Raw genomic sequence first — 17,164 nt, forward strand, 5'->3', positions numbered from 1 at the left:
TGGCTGACCCTCGTCGTGGTGGCCGCGCTCGTGGTCGCGGCGGTCCTCGCCGGCGGCCGGCCGGGCGACGGCGGGACCCGGAAACCCGCCCTGGTGGTCGGCGACTCCATGGTCACCGTCGCCGCGCGGGCCACCGACACCGCCCCGGTCCGTCTCGTCGGCTACCCGGGGCTCGCCCCCAGCGTCTACGCCGACACCTCCTCGCCGTTGCTCCCCGACGACCTGGCCGCGGCGGGCCGGCCGCGGACCGTGGTGCTGAACTGGAACGGCAACAACCCCGGCAACGTCGTCGGCACCCAGCTCGTCGCCGCCTACCGGACCGAGCTGACCGGACAGATCCGCTGGTACCTGTGCCACGGGGTGACCCGCATCGTGCTGGCGGCGGCCGTGCCGTCCTCGTTCAACAGCACGTCCGGCCAGGTCGACTGGACGACGTCGGCCTCGCGGCTCAACGGCTGGATGCTGGGCAGCGAGCGGCTCAACGAGATGTACCGGGAGCTCGCGCGCGAGTTCCCGGGCCGGGTGCGCTACTCGGAGCGGGCGGCGCGGGCGATCCATCCGGCGATGGCCTTCAACACCGAGCTCGACGGCCACCGGTGCATCGTCGACTTCATCCATCCCGCGCCGTACTGCGCGAAACGGTACGCCCGGGCGCTGGTGTCCCTGGCCGCCGGGCACTGAGCCGGCAAGGCACTGGGCCGGCAAGGCACTGAGCCGGCAAGGCACTGGGCCGGCAAGGCACTGAGCCGGCAAGGCACTGGGCCGGCAAGGCACTGGGCCGTCTCAAACCTCCTCCAGAAGACGCTGACCGAGGTAGCCGTCGGGCGACGCGGCCGGCGGGACGGCGAACAGCGCGCTGGCCGTGTGCCGGATGAACGTGTTCAGCGCGTCGGAGGCGGCGAGGGTGCGCTGCACCGGGACGAACGCCGTACGCGGATCGGCCTGGAATGCCAGGAAGAACAGCCCGGCGTCCGGCTCGCCGGCGGCGTCGAGGCCGTCGTCGTAGGAGTAGCCGCGGCGGAACATGGCGATACCGCCATGGAACTGCGGGTTGGACAGGCGGATGTGGGCGTTCCCGGCGATCAGGGGCCGGCCGTCCGGGCCGCGGGCGGCGAAGTCCGCCGCCGTGTCCTCGCCGCCCCCGGCATCCGCGGACGGCGCGGACAGCGGCGCCCCGTCGTCGATCCGGCGCCCGATGACCTCGCCGCGGGCGTCCTCGGTCAGCCGCTCCCAGCTGTCCAACAGCATCCGAATCCGCCGGCACACCAGATAGGTCCCGCCGCGCATCCACTCCGGGCCCGAGACGGCCCACACCGCGAGGTCGAACTGCGCCGTGCCCGGCCGCGGGTTGTTCGTGCCGTCGAGCTGCCCCATCAGGTTGCGCGGGGTGGCCGCAGGGTCGGTGGCGGCCGCCGCGGTGCGCTGGAACCCGCGCTGCGACCAGCGGGGCCGGACCCGGCCGGCGGCGAGCCGGCCGAGCTGCCGGGCCGCGGCGAACGCGACCATGGGATCCTCGGCGCAGACCTGGACGGCGAGGTCCCCCTCGCCACGGGCCGCCTCCAGCCGGTCGCCGGGCAGCGCCGGGATGTCGGCGAGCGGCCCGGGGAGCCGCGCATCGAGGCCGGCTCGGCGCAGCGCCGACGCCCCGATCCCGACCGTTACCGTCAGCCCCGCCGGCCCCAGACCCGCCGCCTCCCGACCCACCCCCGCCGGGCGCACGCCACCCGCAGTGACGCCACCCGCAGTGACGCCACCTGGGATCGCGCCGCTCGGGCTCTCACCGTGCATCAGCGCCCGGCCGCCCTCCGTCCACGCCCGTAGCACCGCGCCGAGGGCCGCCCGCGCCGCCACCGGATCGGTCGCCGTCAGGTCGTAGGCGGTGAACACCAGGTGGGCGGGGGCACGCTCGATGATGCCCGGCTGATGACGGCCGTCGCCCACCACGGGGGCCAGCGCCGAACGCCGGGCCGCCGCGACGGGGTCGGCCCGCTCGGGAAGCAGCCGCTGCGTCCCCAGGGTGGCGCCGGCACCGGCACCGAGGCCGAACAGGCCGGCGCCGGCGAGTACCCGACGCCGGTGCGGCCCAGGACGGCGATCCGCGGCCGGAGTCGCCGGGCCGGCGGGCGGCTCGCCCGGCACGGCCCGGTTCGACGTCTCGCCGCTCACGCGGCGCTCCCCGGCAGCAGCGGCAGGTCGATCGGCGCGCCGAGCGTCGTGCCGCGCACCCCCGGGCCGGCCTTCTCGGCACCGCCGGCCATCACGGGGGCGCCGCTGGATTCCGTGGCCCGGATGGGGCTGCCGACGATCTCGGCGGGAAGGCCGACGCGGCGGTTGACGCGGAGGGGAACTCCGTCGGGCATGGGAACTCCAGGTGTGAAGGCACGGCGCCCCGGTACGCGCGTCCGTGCGGTCGCGGTCGTGAACCGGCGTCGCGGTCCGTGGGAACGCGGGGGGCGCGTCGGGCGCTCATGGGACGTTCCGGGTACGGGCCGCAGGGTTGGACAGATCCCTCTCGGGCGCGGTGGTCGGTGAGAATGCGGCGCGGACGCAGACGGCACGGGCACGGGCGGACCGGCATTCCGTAGACGTCCGTAGACGACTGAGTCCTAAGTGGTCCGTGGCTGTGGGGGTCTGATCGGGCGCCGGGTGCGGGGTCGCCTCGGGGAGTGCGGGGTCGCCTCGGAGCTCGGTGTGCCCACTGGCCGCGCCACCTCCTTCGCATCTCTCTGCGATCATTTGTGCACAGAATCATGCCGAGGGGTAGTTACGCTTTTCGGCCGCAGAACCGTGTCCAAGCCTCGGCACGATCTGGCCTCAATCTGGCCGGAAACCGGGCTGGCGGGCTGGCGGCAGTGATCGTGCGGTGCAGGCGGGACTGGTGGACGGCTACCCAGGGTCACGAGAAGTGCGGAGTCGCTCGTCTAGGCGCAGGGACGCCGGGATCCCGACCGGACGGCAGGTCCGGGCCGCATCAGGCCATTCGCGGCGGGCCTCGGCGGACGACGCTGTGGCGCAGCCCGGCCGAACGCGGCCAATTCGCGGGCGGCATCGCCGGGCGCAGCCGGCGGCGGACGGGTGGCGCGCCCGGGGCGGCCGGCGGTCCGAGCAGCTTGCGCAGGCCACGGGCCAGTACTCCCACCAGTGCGCCGGTGACGCCCAGGGCCGCGTCGACCCGCCGCAGCCACCAGGCGGTCAGTACCGCCACCAGCAGGTGCGCGCCCATCACGAGCAGGCCGCCGCCGTGCTCCATCGCCGGCATCAGCGCCGGATGGGGCGCTGCGCCGCCGACGGTCGCGAGCAGGCCGTCGCGGCGCAGCAGCGTCGCGGCCGCTGTGGCGCGCGCGCCGGGCGCCGCGCACAGCAGCCGGGACAGGTCCGGACCGGGGGTGGCAGGCCAGGCGCCGAAGGCGGCGTGCAGCCCGGCCTGGGTGGCCGCCATCAGGCCGACGACGAGCGACAGCGAGGGAGCCGGGCCGGCGCAGGCGCCGGTGACCGCCGTCACGGTGACCAGGCCGACGAGCAGCACCCATGGTTGCGGGGCCGCCCCCTGGGCGGCGACATGCGCGACCATGCTGAGGGCGACGCACACCGCGGCGAACACACCGGCCCGCAGGCCGCGCGCGACCGGTCCGGCGGACGCCTCCACGCCTCGACAGTCTAGGTGATCCCCACCCCCAGGTTCTACGACCCGTCGAAGACCTGGGCGCGGCAGGTCCGCGTCCGAGCCCTCCGACCCACCAGGCCACGCTGCGTCGCCGATCCGGCATGACTGGTTTCGGGTAGGACGCTGCGAAACAGCGAGGAGGACGGCGACATGACGGACACGCACGAGGGCACGATCGACTTCCGGCCAGACGCGAGTCTGGGCGCGGGTCAGCGGCCGTCGATGTTGCCCGCGCCGTTGCCCGCGCCGTTGCCCGCGCCGGGCTCGGCCAGCCCGCGGTAGGCATCGGGGCGGCGGGTGGTGAGGAACGGGAACAGCGTGAGCCAGTCCCGGCGCTGGTCGAGGTCGAGGTCGGCGACCAGCACCGCCGGGACGTCGCGCGGCGCCTGGACCAGCACCCGGCCGTACGGGTCGCTGATGAACGAGCTGCCGTAGAAGGTCAGGGCACCCTCCGTCCCGATCCGGTTGATCGTGACCATGAACGTGCCGTTGGCGATCCCGTTGCCGACGATCACGTTGTGCCACAGCGGTTCGGTGTCGAAGCCGGGATGATCGGGCTCGGACCCGATCGCCGTCGGGTACACGAGGACGTCGGCGCCGGCGAGGGAGTAGGCCCGGGCGAGCTCCGGGAACCACTGGTCCCAGCAGGTGGGGAAGCCGAAGCGCCCCTGGTGCAGCTCGACGACCGGGAAGCTGTCCGCGCCGGCCGGGCCGGGCCGGAAGTACCGGTCCTCGTGGTAGCCGGCGGTGACCGGGATGTGCATCTTGCGGGTCCGGGCGAGCAGCGCGCCGTCCGGGCCGACGACGATGGCGGTGTTGAAGCCCAGCCCGTCGGCGGCGTCCGCCCGCTCGTACAGCGACATGTGCACCGCGACGCCGAGCTCGGCGGCGAGGCCGGCGGCGAGGGTGCGCGTCGGCCCGTCGTCGACGCTCTCGGCCAGCGCCGCGGGCCCGGCGCCGCCCACCGGCGGCGCACCGTCCGCCGGCGCACCGTCCGGCGGAACGTCGGCGAAGTAGCGCGACAGCGTCAGCTCCTGGAAGCAGACGAGCCGGGCGCCGAGCTCGGCCGCGGCGAGCGCGCCCGCCCGCAACGCGGCGGCGTGCTCGGCCGGGTCGGGATGCCAGCGGTGCTGCACCGCGGCGATCCGCAACGGGGCGCGCGTCGGCGGCGCCACCCGGGCGGGCGAGGCGGGCGCCCCGATGCTGGTGATCGTCAGCATGGCCCCGATGCTCTCATGGCCGCACGCGCCAGTCGCGGGCGTCGGGCCTGCGATGATGGCCGGCGTGCCCGCCGCTGCCGCCGCCCGCCGGATGCCGGCCGAATGGGAGCCGCATACCCGGACCTGGATGGCGTTCCCGCCCCCGAACGACACCTTTGGCGCGCAGGGCTCCCCCGGCCTCGCCGCGGCCCGCTCCGCCTGGGCCCGCGTGGCGGCGACGATCAGCCGCTACGAGCCGGTCACCCTGATCGCCGGCCCGGGTCAGGGCGCGACCGCGGCCCGGCTGGTCCCGCCCGCCGTGACGGTGATCGAGGTCGGGCTGGACGACGCCTGGGTACGCGACAGTGGCCCGACGTTCACGATCGACGACGGCCAGCGTCTCGGCGCCGTCGACTGGGTCTTCAACGGCTGGGGCGCCCAGCAGTGGGCGAGCTGGGACACGGACCGGCTGCTGGCCACCGCCGTCGCCGAGCGGGCCGGTGCGGCGGTGCGCCACTCGGCGCTGACGAACGAGGGCGGCGGGATCGCCGTGGACGGCGCCGGCACCGTGCTGCTGACCGAGACGGTCCAGCTCGACCCGCACCGCAACCCCGGCTGGGACCGCGCCCGGGTGGAGGCGGAGCTGCACGCCCAACTCGGCACGACCAGGGCGATCTGGCTGCCGCGGGGCGTGGCCCGCGACTACGACCGGTTCGGCACCCGCGGGCACGTCGACGTCGTCGCCGCCTTCGTCCGGCCCGGCCTCGTCGCCGTGCACAGCCAGCCCGACCCGGCGCATCCCGACCATGCCACGACCCGGGAGCTGGCCGCGCTGCTGCGGGCCAGCCGTGACGCCGCCGGTCGCCCGCTGGAGGTCGTGCAGATCGCGGCGCCGACCGTGCTGGAGGTCGACGGGGGCCCGGCCGGCTACTCCTACCTCAACTACTACGTCGCCAACGGCCTGGTCGTCGCCGGCGTCTTCGACGATCCTCGCGACGCCGACGCCCTCGGCCTGCTCGCCCGCTTGTACCCCACCCGCCGGGTCGAACCGGTGGACGCACGGGTGATCTTCGCCCACGGAGGCGGAGTGCACTGCATCACCCAGCAGCAGCCTCGGATCACCCGCTGAGCCACCCGCCGAGCCATCCGCCGACCCATCCCGGCGCGGACGAGCGCCCACCGGCGCAGGTACTCGCCGGCCGACTTATTGACATCCGTTTCCGGAATCGTTTTCATCAGGGGCGTCCGCTCTGCGAAGTGAGGATCCTCCCTTGCCCGTCATCCCCCTCCCCGCCCGGCTCGTGGCCGGAGTCGCCGGCCTGGCCCTGGTCGCCGCCCTGGCGGTCGGCTGCGGCTCGTCCTCCGGCGGCGCCGACGCCGACGCCGCCGGCAAGCGGCTGCCGGTCGTGGCGACGACCAGCCAGGTCGCCGACTTCACCCGGGTCCTCGGCGGCGACCGGGTCCGCGTCACCCAGCTGCTGAAGCCCAACGTCGACCCGCACGACTACGAGCCCACCCCGGCCGACATCGAGGCGGTCGGCGACGCCAAGGTGCTGGTCGAGAACGGCGTCGGGCTGGAGAGCTGGCTCGACGACGCCGTCGGCGCCGCCGGCTTCGACGGCATCCGGGTCGACGCGAGCCGCGGCGTGACCATCCGGGCCGGCAACGGGGACGAGGAGGAGAAGGACGGAGATCCGCACATCTGGCACAACCCGCTCAACGTCAAGATCATGGTCGCGAACATCGAGCGCGGGCTCGCCCAGGCCGACCCCGCGAATGCCGGCTACTTCCACGCCAACCGGGTCACCTACGACACCAAGCTCGACGTCCTCGACGGCGACATCCGCCGTCAGATCGACACGATCCCGCCCGCCGACCGCAAGCTGGTCACCAACCACGACGCCTTCGGCTACTACATCGACCGCTACGGCCTCACCTTCGTCGGCTCGATCATCCCGAGCTTCGACACCGCCGCGGAGCTGTCCGGCAGCAACATCAGGAACATCGTCGACAAGATTCGGCAGACCGGCACCAAGGCGGTCTTCTCCGAGTCGTCGCTGCCGCCGCGGACCGCGCGGACCATCGCGGACGAGGCCGACGTGCGGGTCGAGGCCGGCGAGGACTCGCTCTACGGCGACACTCTCGGCCCCGCCGGCTCCGACGGCGCCACCTACCTGCAGATGGAGGAGCACAACACCCGCACGATCGTCGCCGCGCTGCGCTGAACGCCGACGTGCTCGCCCGCTTACCCGAAGATGACAGTTACGTCACGGTAGAGTCGGCACCGGCATAGCGGAGCCGCGGGGACGTGATCGGACAAGGCCGGGGGGCCGGGCGCGGCAAGGCGCGGCCGCCGACGAGCCGGCACGTCCGACGAGGACGTCGGGCAGCTCGCCGGTGCCCGCGTGTCCCGCCGAGCGAAACCCCGGACGGGCGCGAGGGAATCGACGTGGATGAGGACGTGAGGCTCGGCGCGGACCGCGCGACGGGCACGGGCGAGGCGGTGCCGCAACCGCGGCATCCCGACCACCGCCCCGACCGCCCCGACCGCCCCGACCCTCCCGACCCTCCCGAGCACCTCGAGCATCTCGACCACCTCGACCACGCCGACCGCCCAGTCCGGCTCGATCACGACGCGGCCTATCGCGATCTGGCTTACGAGGACGTCCCGCAGGAGCCCGCGCCCGCGCCGTCGAGGTCACGCAGCCGGGTCAACGCGCTGTGGACGGTCGGCGATCAGGTGGTGTCGAGCGGCACCAATGCGGCGATCAACTTCATCATCGCCCGCAGGGTGGACTCGAGCGAGTTCGGCGCGTTCGCGATCGCCTACACGATCTTCGCGATGGTCGTCGGGCTGTCCCGGGCGGCCGGGACGGCACCGCTGGGGATCAGCTACGCCGACGTCCCGGCGTCGACGTTCCGCTCGGCGGTGCGGGCCGCGGCCGGCACCGCACTGGTGCTCGGCGCCGCCGTCGGCGTGGCTCTGCTCGTCGTCGGCGCCGCCCTCGGCGGCACGGTGGGGCTGAACCTGGTCGCGATGGGCGTGATCATGCCGGCGCTGCTGGTGCAGGACGCCTGGCGCTACGCGTCGTTTGCCCAGGGCCGCCCCCTGCTCGCCGTCGGCAACGACCTCGTCTGGGCGGCGGGGCTCGCCGTCGGCGTCGGCCTGCTCGCCGCCGGCCCGGCCACGGACGGCGGCGGCGCGGCGGCGCTGGTCCTGGTCTGGGGGGCGGCGGCGGCCCTCGCCGCGCTGGTCGGCGTCGCGCAGCACCGCGCCTGGCCCGCCCCGAAGCGCGCACGGGCCTGGTTCACCGGCCACCGCGAGACGACCGGCTTCATGACAGCGGAGTTCCTCTCGCTCCAGGGCGCGGAGCAGACCTCCACCCTGATCATCGGGGCGGTCGGCTCCACTTCCCTGGTCGGCGCCCTGCGCGGCCTGCAGACGCTGCTGGCCCCCACGACCAATCTGGCCGTTGCGCTGATGAGCTTCGCCATCCCCGAGTTCGCGCGGCGCAAGCACATGCCCGCCGCCCGGGTCATCCGCGGCGCATATCTGGTCTCCGGGCTCGTCGTCGTCTCCAGCACGGTGTGGGGGCTCGCGTTCATGCTGCTGCCGGCGGACTTCGGCGCCGCGCTGCTCGGCGACACCTGGGGCCAGACCCACGACCTGCTGCTGCTCGCCGTGATCGCGCAGGTGGGCCCGGGGCTCGCGGTCGGCCCGGCCGCGGTGCTCTACGCCTTCGGCAAGACCCGGCTCACCTTCTGGATCAACCTGTTCTTCGTGCCGTTCCTGCTGGCCTGCCCGGTCACGGGCCTGCTCGTCGGCGGCGCCAGGGGGGTGGTGGTCGGCAACATCATCGTGTTCTGGGCGACGATCCCGCCCTGGCTGTACCACCTGCACCGCCAGGTCCGCACCGCCTCGCCGCGGTGACGCCGCCACAGCGGTGACGCCGCCACAGCGGTGACGCCACAGCGGTGACAGCGCTGCAGTGACGGTGCCGCAGCGAGGTGCGGCGGGGCCGTCCCACGGGCCGCGACGGGCCTCGACGCAAAGCCCCACGGCACGCACCGATCCCTTAGTTACCCGGCGGGTACGAATGACTTCGTCGGGCAAACACTGAGTATCCGTCAAGCCCGCCACGCGGGACCAATCGCCCCTTACGTAACTGTATTGTGGCGGGGTCTCGGAACGGTGGGAACGAGGGGGTTGACCTGGCGATGGGAGCAGACCCGCGGACCGCCCTGCGGATCCGGGAGTCCCGGTCCCCGGCGGCGCTGGCCGGCCGCGGCGCGCTCGTCACCGGTGCCTCCAGCGGCATCGGGCAGGCCGTCGCCCTGCGGCTCGCCGAGGCCGGCGCGTCCGTCCTGGCCACCGGCCGGGACCACGACGCGCTCGCGCGGCTGGTCAAGGGGGCCGACGAGCTCGGCCTCGCCGTCCACCACCACGCCGCGGACATCACCCGACCGGCCGACCGTGCGTTCCTCGCCGGTGCGGCGCGCGGCGAGCTGCCGAACCTCGCGATCCTGGTGCACTCCGCGGGCCTCTACCACCGCGGTCCGATCGCCGAGACCTCCCTGGCCGAGCTGGACCGCCTGCTCGACGTGACCGTCCGCGCCTCCTACGCGCTGACGCGGACGCTGCTGCCGGACCTGATCGAGGCGACCGGAGACGTGGTGTTCATCAACTCCACCCAGGGCCTCGCCGCCGGCCCCGAGGTCGGCGCATACGCGGCCGCGAAGCAGGCGCTGCGGGCCATCGCCGACAGCCTTCGCGTCGAGGTGGCCGCCGACGGCGTGCGGGTGTGCAGCGTGTTCCCGGGCCGCACGGCCACCCCGATGCAGCAGCAGATCTTTGCGGCGGAGGGCCGCCGGTGGAACGCCGACGTGCTCGTCGACCCGGACGACATCGCGGTCGCGGTGACCACCGCGGTCACCCTGCCGCCCCGCACGACCGTCACCGAGATGGTCGTGCGCCCCACCCGCCGCCTCGACCCGCCCCCACGGGCCGTGCCCTGACCCCCTCGCCCATCCCGGCGCCCGCTGTCAGGCGGGCACGTCAGCCGTCACCGGCGCGCCGAACTGGACCGATCGCATCGAGTTCCCGTACCAGAAGCCGTGGTGCGGGAAGATCACCGGTCCGGGGGTGTCGAGGGCGGCGCCCAGGGCGACGAACAGCGGGACGAAGTGTTCCTGGCTCGGCAGGGCCCGGCGCACTCCGGGCGCGCGGTCGCGGTAGTGCACCAGGGCGTCGAGATCGCCGCGGCCGAGCGCGTCGGCCACCCAGGCGTCGAAGGCGGCCACGTCAGGATGGGGGCTGCTGTCCGGGTTCGACAGGTCGGCGTAGCCGGTGGAGTGGGTGAGCAGGCCCGTAGCGAAGATCAGCACGCCCTCGTCGCGCAACGGCGCCAGCCGCCGGCCGAGCTCCAGCAGGCCGACCGGGTCCTGCGTGGGCAGGGAGATCTGCAGCACGGGGACGTCCGCGTCCGGGTACATGTAGATCAACGGGATGAAGGCACCGTGGTCGAGCCCGCGGTCGGCCTGCTCGACGAGCGGCTGGCTGGGGCCGAGCAGGCGGGCGACCTCGGCCGCGAGGTCCGGGGCCCCGGGAGCCGGGAAGCTCAGCCGGTAGAAGCGCTCGGGGAAGCCGTAGAAGTCGTAGTACAGCGGGACGGGCGTGGTCGTCGCCCCGTACGCGATCGGGTTCTGCTCCCAGTGCGCCGAGATCACCAGGATCGCCCGGGGACGCGGCAGCGCCCGGCCCCAGGCGGCGAGCTCGGCGGGCCAGCGCGGATGGTCGATCAGCGGCGGGGCGCCCTGGGTGGCGTAGATCGCGGGCATGCGCGCGCCGCCGGGAGCAGGTTCGAGCGGGGAGGAAGCAGACGCGGTCGACACTGGCTCGTGCTCCTTGTCGTCATGAAACAGACCTTCAGCCTACGGAGGCTCCTGGGGCCTGGTCAGTGAACTGTCACGTGTGCCGCATCGCTCATGCACCACGTACTGACAGCAGATCTTGCTAGCATGGGTCGCATGAGCCGGACGATCACACTGCGTCTCTCGGACGAGGCTTACGAAGCGGTCCGGCGTCACGCCGAGGCCGAACACACCTCGATGAACGCCTGGATCGAGGGCGTGCTCGACGGCGAGGACATGCGCCGGCGCTGCGCCGCGCACGGGGCCTGGATCCGGGCCAACCCGGCCGTGGCGCAGGCGGCCCTGGCCTTCGGGGAGGCCAACCAGCAGGCCCTCGCGGCGGCGGGACATTCCACCCCGACCGACACCGCTCGGTGAGACCGCCCCGGCGCGGGGAGATCTGGACCGCGAACACCGGCCCGACGCCCCAGGCCGTGCTGGTGCTCAGCTCCACCGTCTACAACGAGATCGTCGATGAGCCGACCGTGCTGGTCGCCCTGGTTGTGGACCATGCCAGCGCCGAGGGTTTCTGCGTCGACCTCGGCGGCGGGCAGTGGGCCGTGATGGGCCTGGTCACGTTCGTCGCGAAGGCGAGCCTCGTCGGCTGCCTGCGCTCGGTCGACACTCAGGCGCTGACCAGCGCCAACACCCTGCTGTTCAAGATTCTGGCCACGCCCGAACGCTGAGACGGCCGCGCTCGACGTCGCTCGGCCGGGCCGGGGCCGGGCTCGCGTCGTCGAGCGCCGCCATCAGGTCGGCGAGCTGGCGGGCGTTGCGCTGCGCGTGGTCGGCGCAGCAGTTGTTCATGAGCACCTGGGTGCGGGTGGCGTCGTCCGCCAGCCGGCGCAGTTTCGGTGCCCATTCCCGCAGCTCGTCCTCGCTGTAGCGATAGCCGAAGCGCTCGTGGATGTCGCGGCTCGTCCACTTCTCGCTGTGCCCGTGGAAGCGGACGACCGCAAGATCCGCGGTCACGGCGAGCACCGGCGGGATCGAGCTCGGATGGCCCTGGGGCATGTCGACGCAGACGTAGGGAAGCCCGTGGGAGGTGAGGAAGCCGAGGGTCTCGTCACGGTTGCGCTCGTCCATCCAGGTGTGGTTGCGGAACTCGACGCAGATCCGCAACGGCCGGCACCGCTCCTGGCATTCCAGGATGTACCGCTTGTTCGCGGCGCTGATCGGGAACCACTGGGGGAACTGGAACAGCACGGCGCCGAGCTTGCCCGCCTCGGCCAGCGGACCCAGCGCGGCGAGAAACCGCTCCCACACCTGGTCCACGACCCCGGCGTCCACGTCCTTCAGATACAGGTTCCGGCGCTCCGCCGGGACGAGGTCCCGCAGATCCCTGTACAGCGCACCGGGACGGGTCGGATGCCCCGTCAGCAACGAGAACGCCTTGATGTTGAAGGTGAACCCGGCCGGGGTCCGCGCCGCCCACATCCGCACGGTCTGCTCCGCGGGCGGGGCGTAGTAGGTGGCGTCGACCTCGACGAGCGGGAACTGCCGGGCGTAGTAGCGCAACCGCTGCTCGGCGGTGGTGACCTCCGGCGGATACCACCCCGACCGCAGCAGCGTCGGATCCGTCCACGACGCCGTCCCGATCAGCACCTCACCCATCCCCGTCACCTCTTCCGCACCGCGCGGCCGCCGCGGCCGGTACCTGCCCGCGAACGGCTGGCGTGACACCGACCGCTGGTTCGTGGCGGGTCGAGAAGGCAGGTGGGCGTCAGACCACCGTCGCGTCCAGCGCGGCGTTGTCGTCCAGCGCGGCGTTGTCGTCCAGCGCGGCGTTGTCGTCCAGCGCGGCGTTGTCGTCCAGCGCGGCGTTGTCGTCCAGCGCGGCGTTGTCGTCCAGCGCGGCGTCACGGCTGATCGACTCCCAGGCGTCGAGGTCGGCTCGGCGCCGGTCCTGCGCGGCGCGGATCGCCTCGACGGCGTCGGCGCCCAGCGCAAGGTGCAGGGGCGCGGCCGGGTCGCCGAGAGCGGCGAGGACGGCGGCCGCGACCTTGCGCGGATCGCCCGGCTGGGTCCCGTCCATGCCGTCCACGGCGGCGCGGGTCGGGCCGACCGTCGCCGCGTAGGCGTCGATCGACGGGGAGCGGTGCAGGCCCGTCCCGCCGAACCCGGTTCGGAAGGCACCCGGCTCCACGATCAGCACCTGGATTCCGAGCGGGGTGACCTCGGCGGCCAGCGACTCGGACATCGCCTCGAGGGCGAACTTCGCCGAGCAGTAGGCGCCGAAACCCGGCATGGTGACCTGGCCGCCCATGGACGTGATCTGAACGATCGCACCGCCACCCCGTCCGCGCATACCCGCGAGCGCGGCCTGGGTGAGGGCGACGGGCCCGAAGAACATCGTCTCCATGAGGGTGCGCAGCTCGGGGAGCTCGATTTCCTCGACCGCCCCGACCGATCCGTTCCCGGCATTGTTGACGAGGACATCGATTCGCCCGAATCGCTTGTTCGCCGCGCTGACGGCGGACTCGATCTGCTCGGGTCGGGTGACATCGAGGGGAAGGGCGAGCACGTGGTCGGGCGCGCTGGCGACCAGGTCGTCGAGCGTCTCGGGACGGCGGGCGGTGGCGACCACCCGGTCCCCACGGGCCACCGCGGCCTCGGCGATATGACGGCCGAAGCCGGAGGACGAGCCGGTGATGAACCAGACGCGGGAGGTGTCATCTGCGGTCATGATCGCAGCGTAGGAGCCGCGGCCCGGGTGGGAGAAACACCGGTCGCCTTCCCGGACACAGCCACAGCCTGTGGCACGGGAAGCCAGCCACCGCTGGCTGGCCGCCTGGCTGGCTAATGTGCACTCGTGATGCCAGAGCTGCGGCAGCTGCGCTACTTCGTCGCCGTCGCTCAGGAGCGCAACCTGAGCCGCGCCGCGGTGCGGCTGCACATCACGCAGCAGTCCCTTTCCCAGCAGATCCGGGTGTTGGAACGCCAGCTCGGAGTCACCCTGTTCACCCGCAGTGCCCGCGGGGTGGAACTGACCCCCACCGCAGCGGTGCTGCTCCGCGAGGCACAACCCTTGCTGGTCCAGGCCGAGCGGGCCGTGGAGGCGGTCCGCCGGGCCGCCCGCGGTGAGGCTCAGGAGCTGCGGGTCGGGTTCCTGGCGTCTGTGGCGAACTACGTGATGCCACCCGTCGTCCGGGCCTTTCACGTCGCTCATCCGGAGACGTCGCTGCGGGCCGAGGAGGTGACGATCGCGGCGATGGTCGCCGGGTTACGGCAGGGACGGCTCGACGCCGGGCTGAGTCGCCCGCCGCTCGTGGAGGACCTGGTAACCGAAGTGATCCTCCGGGAACCGGTGGCAGCGGTACTGCCCGAAGGCCATCCGCTGGCCGAGCGGGCCACCTTGACCCTCGCCGAGCTGGCCGACGAGTCCTGGGTACTCACCCCGCGAAGTTCGTGGCCGCCCTGGCACCGCAAGTACGACGCGGATTTCGCCCGCGCCGGCTACCGACCGCGGGTCGTGCAGCGCGGTACCGGTCCGCAGAGCCTGCTCGCGCTGGTCGCCGCGGGCGTCGGAGTCACCCGCCTCCCGCTGTCCGCGCGCAGCCTACGAGACAGCGGGGTGGCGTTCGTTCCGCTCGTCGACGATGAGGCGGACGTCGTCCTGGTCTGGCGGGCAGACGCGGCGAGCCCCGCGTTGCCGCTGCTGCGCGAGATCGTCCGCGAGGTCGCTCGAACGACCGATCTCACCGCCGGCGGCTGAGCCCAGGGCCGGACGGCCTCACACCAAGCTGGACGGCGTCACCCGCGCCGCCAGCATGGTCCGCACACTGACGGAAGATTCTCGACCACGCGGTCGAGTACGCACGTTCAACCCCGCAACCGCACGATCAGCCCGGGTTCCGTGGCACTGGGCCAAGGCCACCCGAGGGAGGCACTCGCTTGGCCGGTGTCTCACCGGGCGAGTGAGGTTTCGTCGCCTACCAGGCCACCGCGCCGCATCGGTCGAAGAACGTTCCCGAGGCCGCGTCCGCGGGCAGGGTCGCGGCCCGGACGACGACCTCCGACGCCTGCTCCGCGGTCAGCGGAGCCTGCTCCTTGTTGATGGGCGTCAGGTCGGTCCGCACGAAACCGGGGCAGACGGAGACGACCTTGATGGGGGTGTCAGCGAGCTTCTTGGCCAGGGCGATCGTGACGCTGTTGAGCGCCGCCTTCGAACTCTGGTATGCCGGCACGACCGTGGAGTAGTAAGGCGATTCGGGATTGGCCTGGTCGTTGAGCGAACCCATCGTCGTGGAGACGTTGACGATCCGTCCGGCCGGGCTCTTGCGCAGCAGGGGCAGAAACGCCTCGGCGACCGCGACCGGCCCAAAGACGTTGGTGGCATACGTGTCCTTGAACAGCTTGAGGGAGGCGAACTCGTGCTGCTCACCGTCGGTGGCCTCGGGCAGGATTCCGGCATTGTTCACCAGGATGTCCAGCCCACCGTCCAGTTCCAGCACCCGGTTCGCGGCCGCCTCGACGCTGTCGGGCGACGTGACGTCGAGCGTCAGCCCCTCGGCGTTGTACCCCTTCGCCGTCAGGTCGGCTGCGGCCCTGTCGGCCGAGGCCTGGTCGCGTGCGGTGACGATGACCCGGTGGCCGAGGCGGCCGAGGGCCTGCGCGGTAGCGAAGCCCAGGCCGCGGCTGCTTCCCGTGACGAGTGCGACAGACATACGTGTCCAATCCGAGTTTCGGCACGCCGCCGTGGCGTCGGCGGCGAGAGCACCGGTGCGTCTCTCACCCGGAAGACGCCGGGGCCACCCAGAAGGTGAGGTGCCGATTGCGCTCCGGCGCTCCGACGCTCCGGCCAGCGGCCCGCCATCGTCAGACCGCCCCTTCGAGCCGAAGGAGGGCCCGCTTGGCGTCGTCGCCCCCGACGTACCGGCCGATCCCGCCGTCACTGCGCACCACGCGATGACACGGGACGACGATGGGCAGCGGATTCGTCGCACAGGCCGTGCCGACGGCCCGGACCGCGCGCGGGCTTCCGGCCAGCGCGGCCACCGCCGCGTAGCTCGCCGTGCTGCCGTAGGGGATCTCCCGCAGGTGCTCCAACACCGTGAGCCGGAATCTGGACGCGAGCCGCAGGTCGAGATCCACCTCGAAGCCGGACCGGACCCGGGAGAAATAGTCGTCGAGCTGCCTGGCAACGGTGTCGAGCCGCCCACCCGCCTTCAGGATGCGGGGGCTGATCCGCTCGGCCAGGGTCGCGAGGACGGTGTCGTGGCCCTCCACCTCGTACGCCACCCGCACCAGCCCCCGGCGGGTCGCGGCAAGCAGGAGCCGCCCGACCGGCGCGTCCACGGTGCGGTACACCACGTCGAGGAGGCCTTCCCGCTCCGCCTCGGCCACCAGCCGCAGGCGCAGCCGGCTAAGGTCCATCTCAGCGCCGGACATGGTGGCGAAAGGGCCCAGCTCCGGAAAGTCCTGACCAGTCATCTCGGCCCTTTCTCCTGCACCGAAGGCGCGAGCATGCTCCGGAGCGACGCGATGCCGTCGGCACCGGCTCGCCGCGCGGACGCCGGATTACCACCGAGGAGCCGGGCGACCTCGGTGTACGGAAGCCCGGCCAGGTAGTGGTAGGCGACGGTCTCCCGTTGTTTCCGAGGCAGTCGCTTCAGGGCGTTCCACAGGTCCAGGCCGACGTCGTGTTCCTCCCACCTGATCGGCTCCGGGAGACGCTCCGTCGGCACCGGCCGCCGCGACTGGGCGCGGAGCTGGTCGATCGCCTTGTTCCGGGCGATCGTTACCAGCCACGCCTCGACGTTGCTGCCCGGCGGCAGCTCCGGGTAGGCCCGCAGCGCAGCGAGAAACGTCTCTGACCAGGCGTCCTCGGCCAACGTCGGCCCGACGACGGCCCAGCAGACCCGCAGCACCATCGGCCCGTAACGTTCGACGACGACCTCGAACGGTTCTCGCCCCATGCCAGTAGAACGACTCACGCGGCCCGAGTGTGAGCCGACCGCTGCTCGCGTCGCCCCTCGCGGCCTCGGCTGGCCGGCTCCAGCTCACATAACGGGCGGCTCGGACGTCGTAGGAGTAGCAGTAGCGCGAGCGGCCCGGCGCGGCCCCAGGGGGTCTCGTTGCGGGAAGACTGGTCGTTGAGGGCAGTTTCGCGGCCGGTTCCCCGGGAGCGAGCAGTGAACTGAGCTCCGGCCCGAGGCGGCACCACCGCCACCGTTGATCATGAGAAGGTGCGAGAAGGCCGCGTTCGGCGGAGTCGACTGCTGGCTCTTGATCGGCTGGAGCGAGGCCGCGCCAGAGGACCTGACCTGACCTGGCCTGGCCTGGCCTGGCCTGGCCTGGCGAAGACGATGAACTAGGAAACCCGCACGCGCACGCGTCTGAACATCAACACAAGAAGATCATGTGGTCTCGTTGACCAGGAGCATGCGAT

Annotated in this window: 18 protein-coding genes; 8 read left to right on the forward strand and 10 right to left on the reverse strand. The window is 72.9% G+C overall.

Annotation, left to right across the window (positions count from 1 at the left end):
- The first annotated feature begins 15 nt into the window (after positions 1–15).
- Positions 16–681, forward strand: a complete 666-nt coding sequence (locus tag FRAQA3DRAFT_RS22315; RefSeq protein ID WP_232291707.1) for a hypothetical protein — start codon at positions 16–18, stop codon at positions 679–681.
- A gap of 102 nt (positions 682–783) precedes the next feature.
- On the opposite strand, the gene FRAQA3DRAFT_RS22320 is transcribed toward FRAQA3DRAFT_RS22315, so the two are convergent.
- The 4 genes from FRAQA3DRAFT_RS22320 to FRAQA3DRAFT_RS22335 all read right to left on the reverse strand — a co-directional run bounded on the left by FRAQA3DRAFT_RS22320 (position 784) and on the right by FRAQA3DRAFT_RS22335 (position 4,884).
- Positions 784–2,166, reverse strand: coding sequence for a Dyp-type peroxidase (locus tag FRAQA3DRAFT_RS22320; protein WP_009741314.1), 1,383 nt, complete (start codon positions 2,164–2,166; stop codon positions 784–786).
- Positions 2,163–2,360, reverse strand: a complete 198-nt coding sequence (locus tag FRAQA3DRAFT_RS22325; protein WP_009741315.1) for a hypothetical protein — start codon at positions 2,358–2,360, stop codon at positions 2,163–2,165. The genes FRAQA3DRAFT_RS22320 and FRAQA3DRAFT_RS22325 overlap by 4 nt, the downstream gene beginning before the upstream one ends.
- 611 nt (positions 2,361–2,971) lie before the next feature.
- Positions 2,972–3,646, reverse strand: a complete 675-nt coding sequence (locus tag FRAQA3DRAFT_RS22330; RefSeq protein ID WP_009741316.1) for a hypothetical protein — start codon at positions 3,644–3,646, stop codon at positions 2,972–2,974.
- A gap of 227 nt (positions 3,647–3,873) precedes the next feature.
- Positions 3,874–4,884, reverse strand: coding sequence for a nitrilase-related carbon-nitrogen hydrolase (locus FRAQA3DRAFT_RS22335; protein WP_009741317.1), 1,011 nt, complete (start codon positions 4,882–4,884; stop codon positions 3,874–3,876).
- Positions 4,885–4,936: 52 nt separating this feature from the next.
- Between FRAQA3DRAFT_RS22335 and FRAQA3DRAFT_RS22340 the strand changes: the two genes are divergently transcribed.
- From FRAQA3DRAFT_RS22340 to FRAQA3DRAFT_RS22355, 4 genes are all read left to right on the forward strand, one after another.
- Positions 4,937–5,992, forward strand: coding sequence for an agmatine/peptidylarginine deiminase (locus tag FRAQA3DRAFT_RS22340; RefSeq protein ID WP_009741318.1), 1,056 nt, complete (start codon positions 4,937–4,939; stop codon positions 5,990–5,992).
- A 142-nt stretch (positions 5,993–6,134) separates the two neighbouring features.
- Positions 6,135–7,088 (forward strand): metal ABC transporter substrate-binding protein, encoded by a 954-nt coding sequence (locus tag FRAQA3DRAFT_RS22345; RefSeq protein WP_009741319.1) that lies wholly within the window; start codon positions 6,135–6,137, stop codon positions 7,086–7,088.
- A 224-nt stretch (positions 7,089–7,312) separates the two neighbouring features.
- Entirely contained in the window at positions 7,313–8,794 is a 1,482-nt protein-coding gene (locus FRAQA3DRAFT_RS22350) for a membrane protein (RefSeq protein WP_009741320.1), read from the forward strand.
- Between the two features lie 287 nt (positions 8,795–9,081).
- The gene (locus tag FRAQA3DRAFT_RS22355) at positions 9,082–9,879 is read left to right on the forward strand and encodes an SDR family oxidoreductase (protein ID WP_009741321.1); all 798 of its coding nucleotides are present in this window, start codon (positions 9,082–9,084) and stop codon (positions 9,877–9,879) included.
- A 27-nt stretch (positions 9,880–9,906) separates the two neighbouring features.
- Here FRAQA3DRAFT_RS22355 and FRAQA3DRAFT_RS22360 read toward each other — a convergent pair whose 3' ends face one another.
- The gene (locus tag FRAQA3DRAFT_RS22360) at positions 9,907–10,701 is read right to left on the reverse strand and encodes a class III extradiol ring-cleavage dioxygenase (RefSeq protein WP_035921329.1); all 795 of its coding nucleotides are present in this window, start codon (positions 10,699–10,701) and stop codon (positions 9,907–9,909) included.
- Between the two features lie 189 nt (positions 10,702–10,890).
- Between FRAQA3DRAFT_RS22360 and FRAQA3DRAFT_RS22365 the strand changes: the two genes are divergently transcribed.
- Together FRAQA3DRAFT_RS22365 and FRAQA3DRAFT_RS22370 are read left to right on the forward strand one after the other, a co-directional pair.
- Positions 10,891–11,151 (forward strand): toxin-antitoxin system HicB family antitoxin, encoded by a 261-nt coding sequence (locus tag FRAQA3DRAFT_RS22365; protein WP_035921331.1) that lies wholly within the window; start codon positions 10,891–10,893, stop codon positions 11,149–11,151.
- Positions 11,148–11,459 carry a MazF family transcriptional regulator gene (locus FRAQA3DRAFT_RS22370; protein WP_009741324.1) on the forward strand — a complete coding sequence of 104 codons (312 nt, stop codon included), beginning with the start codon at positions 11,148–11,150 and terminating at the stop codon, positions 11,457–11,459. Before FRAQA3DRAFT_RS22365 ends, FRAQA3DRAFT_RS22370 begins: the two co-directional genes overlap by 4 nt.
- Here FRAQA3DRAFT_RS22370 and FRAQA3DRAFT_RS22375 read toward each other — a convergent pair.
- Positions 11,431–12,387, reverse strand: coding sequence for a DUF72 domain-containing protein (locus FRAQA3DRAFT_RS22375; RefSeq protein ID WP_009741325.1), 957 nt, complete (start codon positions 12,385–12,387; stop codon positions 11,431–11,433). The two genes, FRAQA3DRAFT_RS22370 and FRAQA3DRAFT_RS22375, sit on opposite strands and share 29 nt — an antisense overlap.
- A 109-nt stretch (positions 12,388–12,496) precedes the next feature.
- Positions 12,497–13,459, reverse strand: coding sequence for an oxidoreductase (locus FRAQA3DRAFT_RS22380; protein ID WP_009741326.1), 963 nt, complete (start codon positions 13,457–13,459; stop codon positions 12,497–12,499).
- Between the two features lie 129 nt (positions 13,460–13,588).
- On the opposite strand from FRAQA3DRAFT_RS22380, the gene FRAQA3DRAFT_RS22385 reads away from it, so the two are divergent.
- On the forward strand, positions 13,589–14,488 hold the full coding sequence (locus FRAQA3DRAFT_RS22385; RefSeq protein ID WP_009741327.1) for a LysR substrate-binding domain-containing protein: 900 nt from the start codon (positions 13,589–13,591) through the stop codon (positions 14,486–14,488).
- A gap of 217 nt (positions 14,489–14,705) precedes the next feature.
- Here the strand turns inward: FRAQA3DRAFT_RS22385 and FRAQA3DRAFT_RS22390 are convergent, their stop codons facing one another.
- From FRAQA3DRAFT_RS22390 to FRAQA3DRAFT_RS22400, 3 genes are all read right to left on the reverse strand, one after another.
- On the reverse strand, positions 14,706–15,440 hold the full coding sequence (locus FRAQA3DRAFT_RS22390) for an SDR family oxidoreductase (RefSeq protein ID WP_009741328.1): 735 nt from the start codon (positions 15,438–15,440) through the stop codon (positions 14,706–14,708).
- A gap of 151 nt (positions 15,441–15,591) precedes the next feature.
- A complete protein-coding gene (locus tag FRAQA3DRAFT_RS22395) occupies positions 15,592–16,206 on the reverse strand; it encodes a methylated-DNA--[protein]-cysteine S-methyltransferase (protein WP_009741329.1) in 615 nt (204 codons plus the stop codon).
- The gene (locus tag FRAQA3DRAFT_RS22400; RefSeq protein WP_009741330.1) at positions 16,203–16,691 is read right to left on the reverse strand and encodes an RNA polymerase sigma factor; all 489 of its coding nucleotides are present in this window, start codon (positions 16,689–16,691) and stop codon (positions 16,203–16,205) included. Before FRAQA3DRAFT_RS22400 ends, FRAQA3DRAFT_RS22395 begins: the two co-directional genes overlap by 4 nt.
- Positions 16,692–17,164 lie beyond the last annotated feature (473 nt).

Origin of the sequence: Frankia sp. QA3, assembly GCF_000262465.1 — a bacterium.
In the GTDB taxonomy this organism is placed as follows: domain Bacteria; phylum Actinomycetota; class Actinomycetes; order Frankiales; family Frankiaceae; genus Frankia.

Coding starts and splice junctions, on each gene's coding strand:
- FRAQA3DRAFT_RS22400 (WP_009741330.1), bottom strand. CDS start 16,691: ATGGGGCGAGAACCGTTCGAGGTCGTCGTCGAACGTTACGGGCCGATG.
- FRAQA3DRAFT_RS22360 (WP_035921329.1), bottom strand. CDS start 10,701: ATGCCCGCGATCTACGCCACCCAGGGCGCCCCGCCGCTGATCGACCAT.
- FRAQA3DRAFT_RS22390 (WP_009741328.1), bottom strand. CDS start 15,440: ATGTCTGTCGCACTCGTCACGGGAAGCAGCCGCGGCCTGGGCTTCGCT.
- FRAQA3DRAFT_RS22380 (WP_009741326.1), bottom strand. CDS start 13,459: ATGACCGCAGATGACACCTCCCGCGTCTGGTTCATCACCGGCTCGTCC.
- FRAQA3DRAFT_RS22335 (WP_009741317.1), bottom strand. CDS start 4,884: ATGCTGACGATCACCAGCATCGGGGCGCCCGCCTCGCCCGCCCGGGTG.
- FRAQA3DRAFT_RS22395 (WP_009741329.1), bottom strand. CDS start 16,206: ATGACTGGTCAGGACTTTCCGGAGCTGGGCCCTTTCGCCACCATGTCC.
- FRAQA3DRAFT_RS22365 (WP_035921331.1), top strand. CDS start 10,891: ATGAGCCGGACGATCACACTGCGTCTCTCGGACGAGGCTTACGAAGCG.
- FRAQA3DRAFT_RS22325 (WP_009741315.1), bottom strand. CDS start 2,360: ATGCCCGACGGAGTTCCCCTCCGCGTCAACCGCCGCGTCGGCCTTCCC.
- FRAQA3DRAFT_RS22340 (WP_009741318.1), top strand. CDS start 4,937: ATGATGGCCGGCGTGCCCGCCGCTGCCGCCGCCCGCCGGATGCCGGCC.
- FRAQA3DRAFT_RS22355 (WP_009741321.1), top strand. CDS start 9,082: ATGGGAGCAGACCCGCGGACCGCCCTGCGGATCCGGGAGTCCCGGTCC.
- FRAQA3DRAFT_RS22385 (WP_009741327.1), top strand. CDS start 13,589: ATGCCAGAGCTGCGGCAGCTGCGCTACTTCGTCGCCGTCGCTCAGGAG.
- FRAQA3DRAFT_RS22375 (WP_009741325.1), bottom strand. CDS start 12,387: ATGGGTGAGGTGCTGATCGGGACGGCGTCGTGGACGGATCCGACGCTG.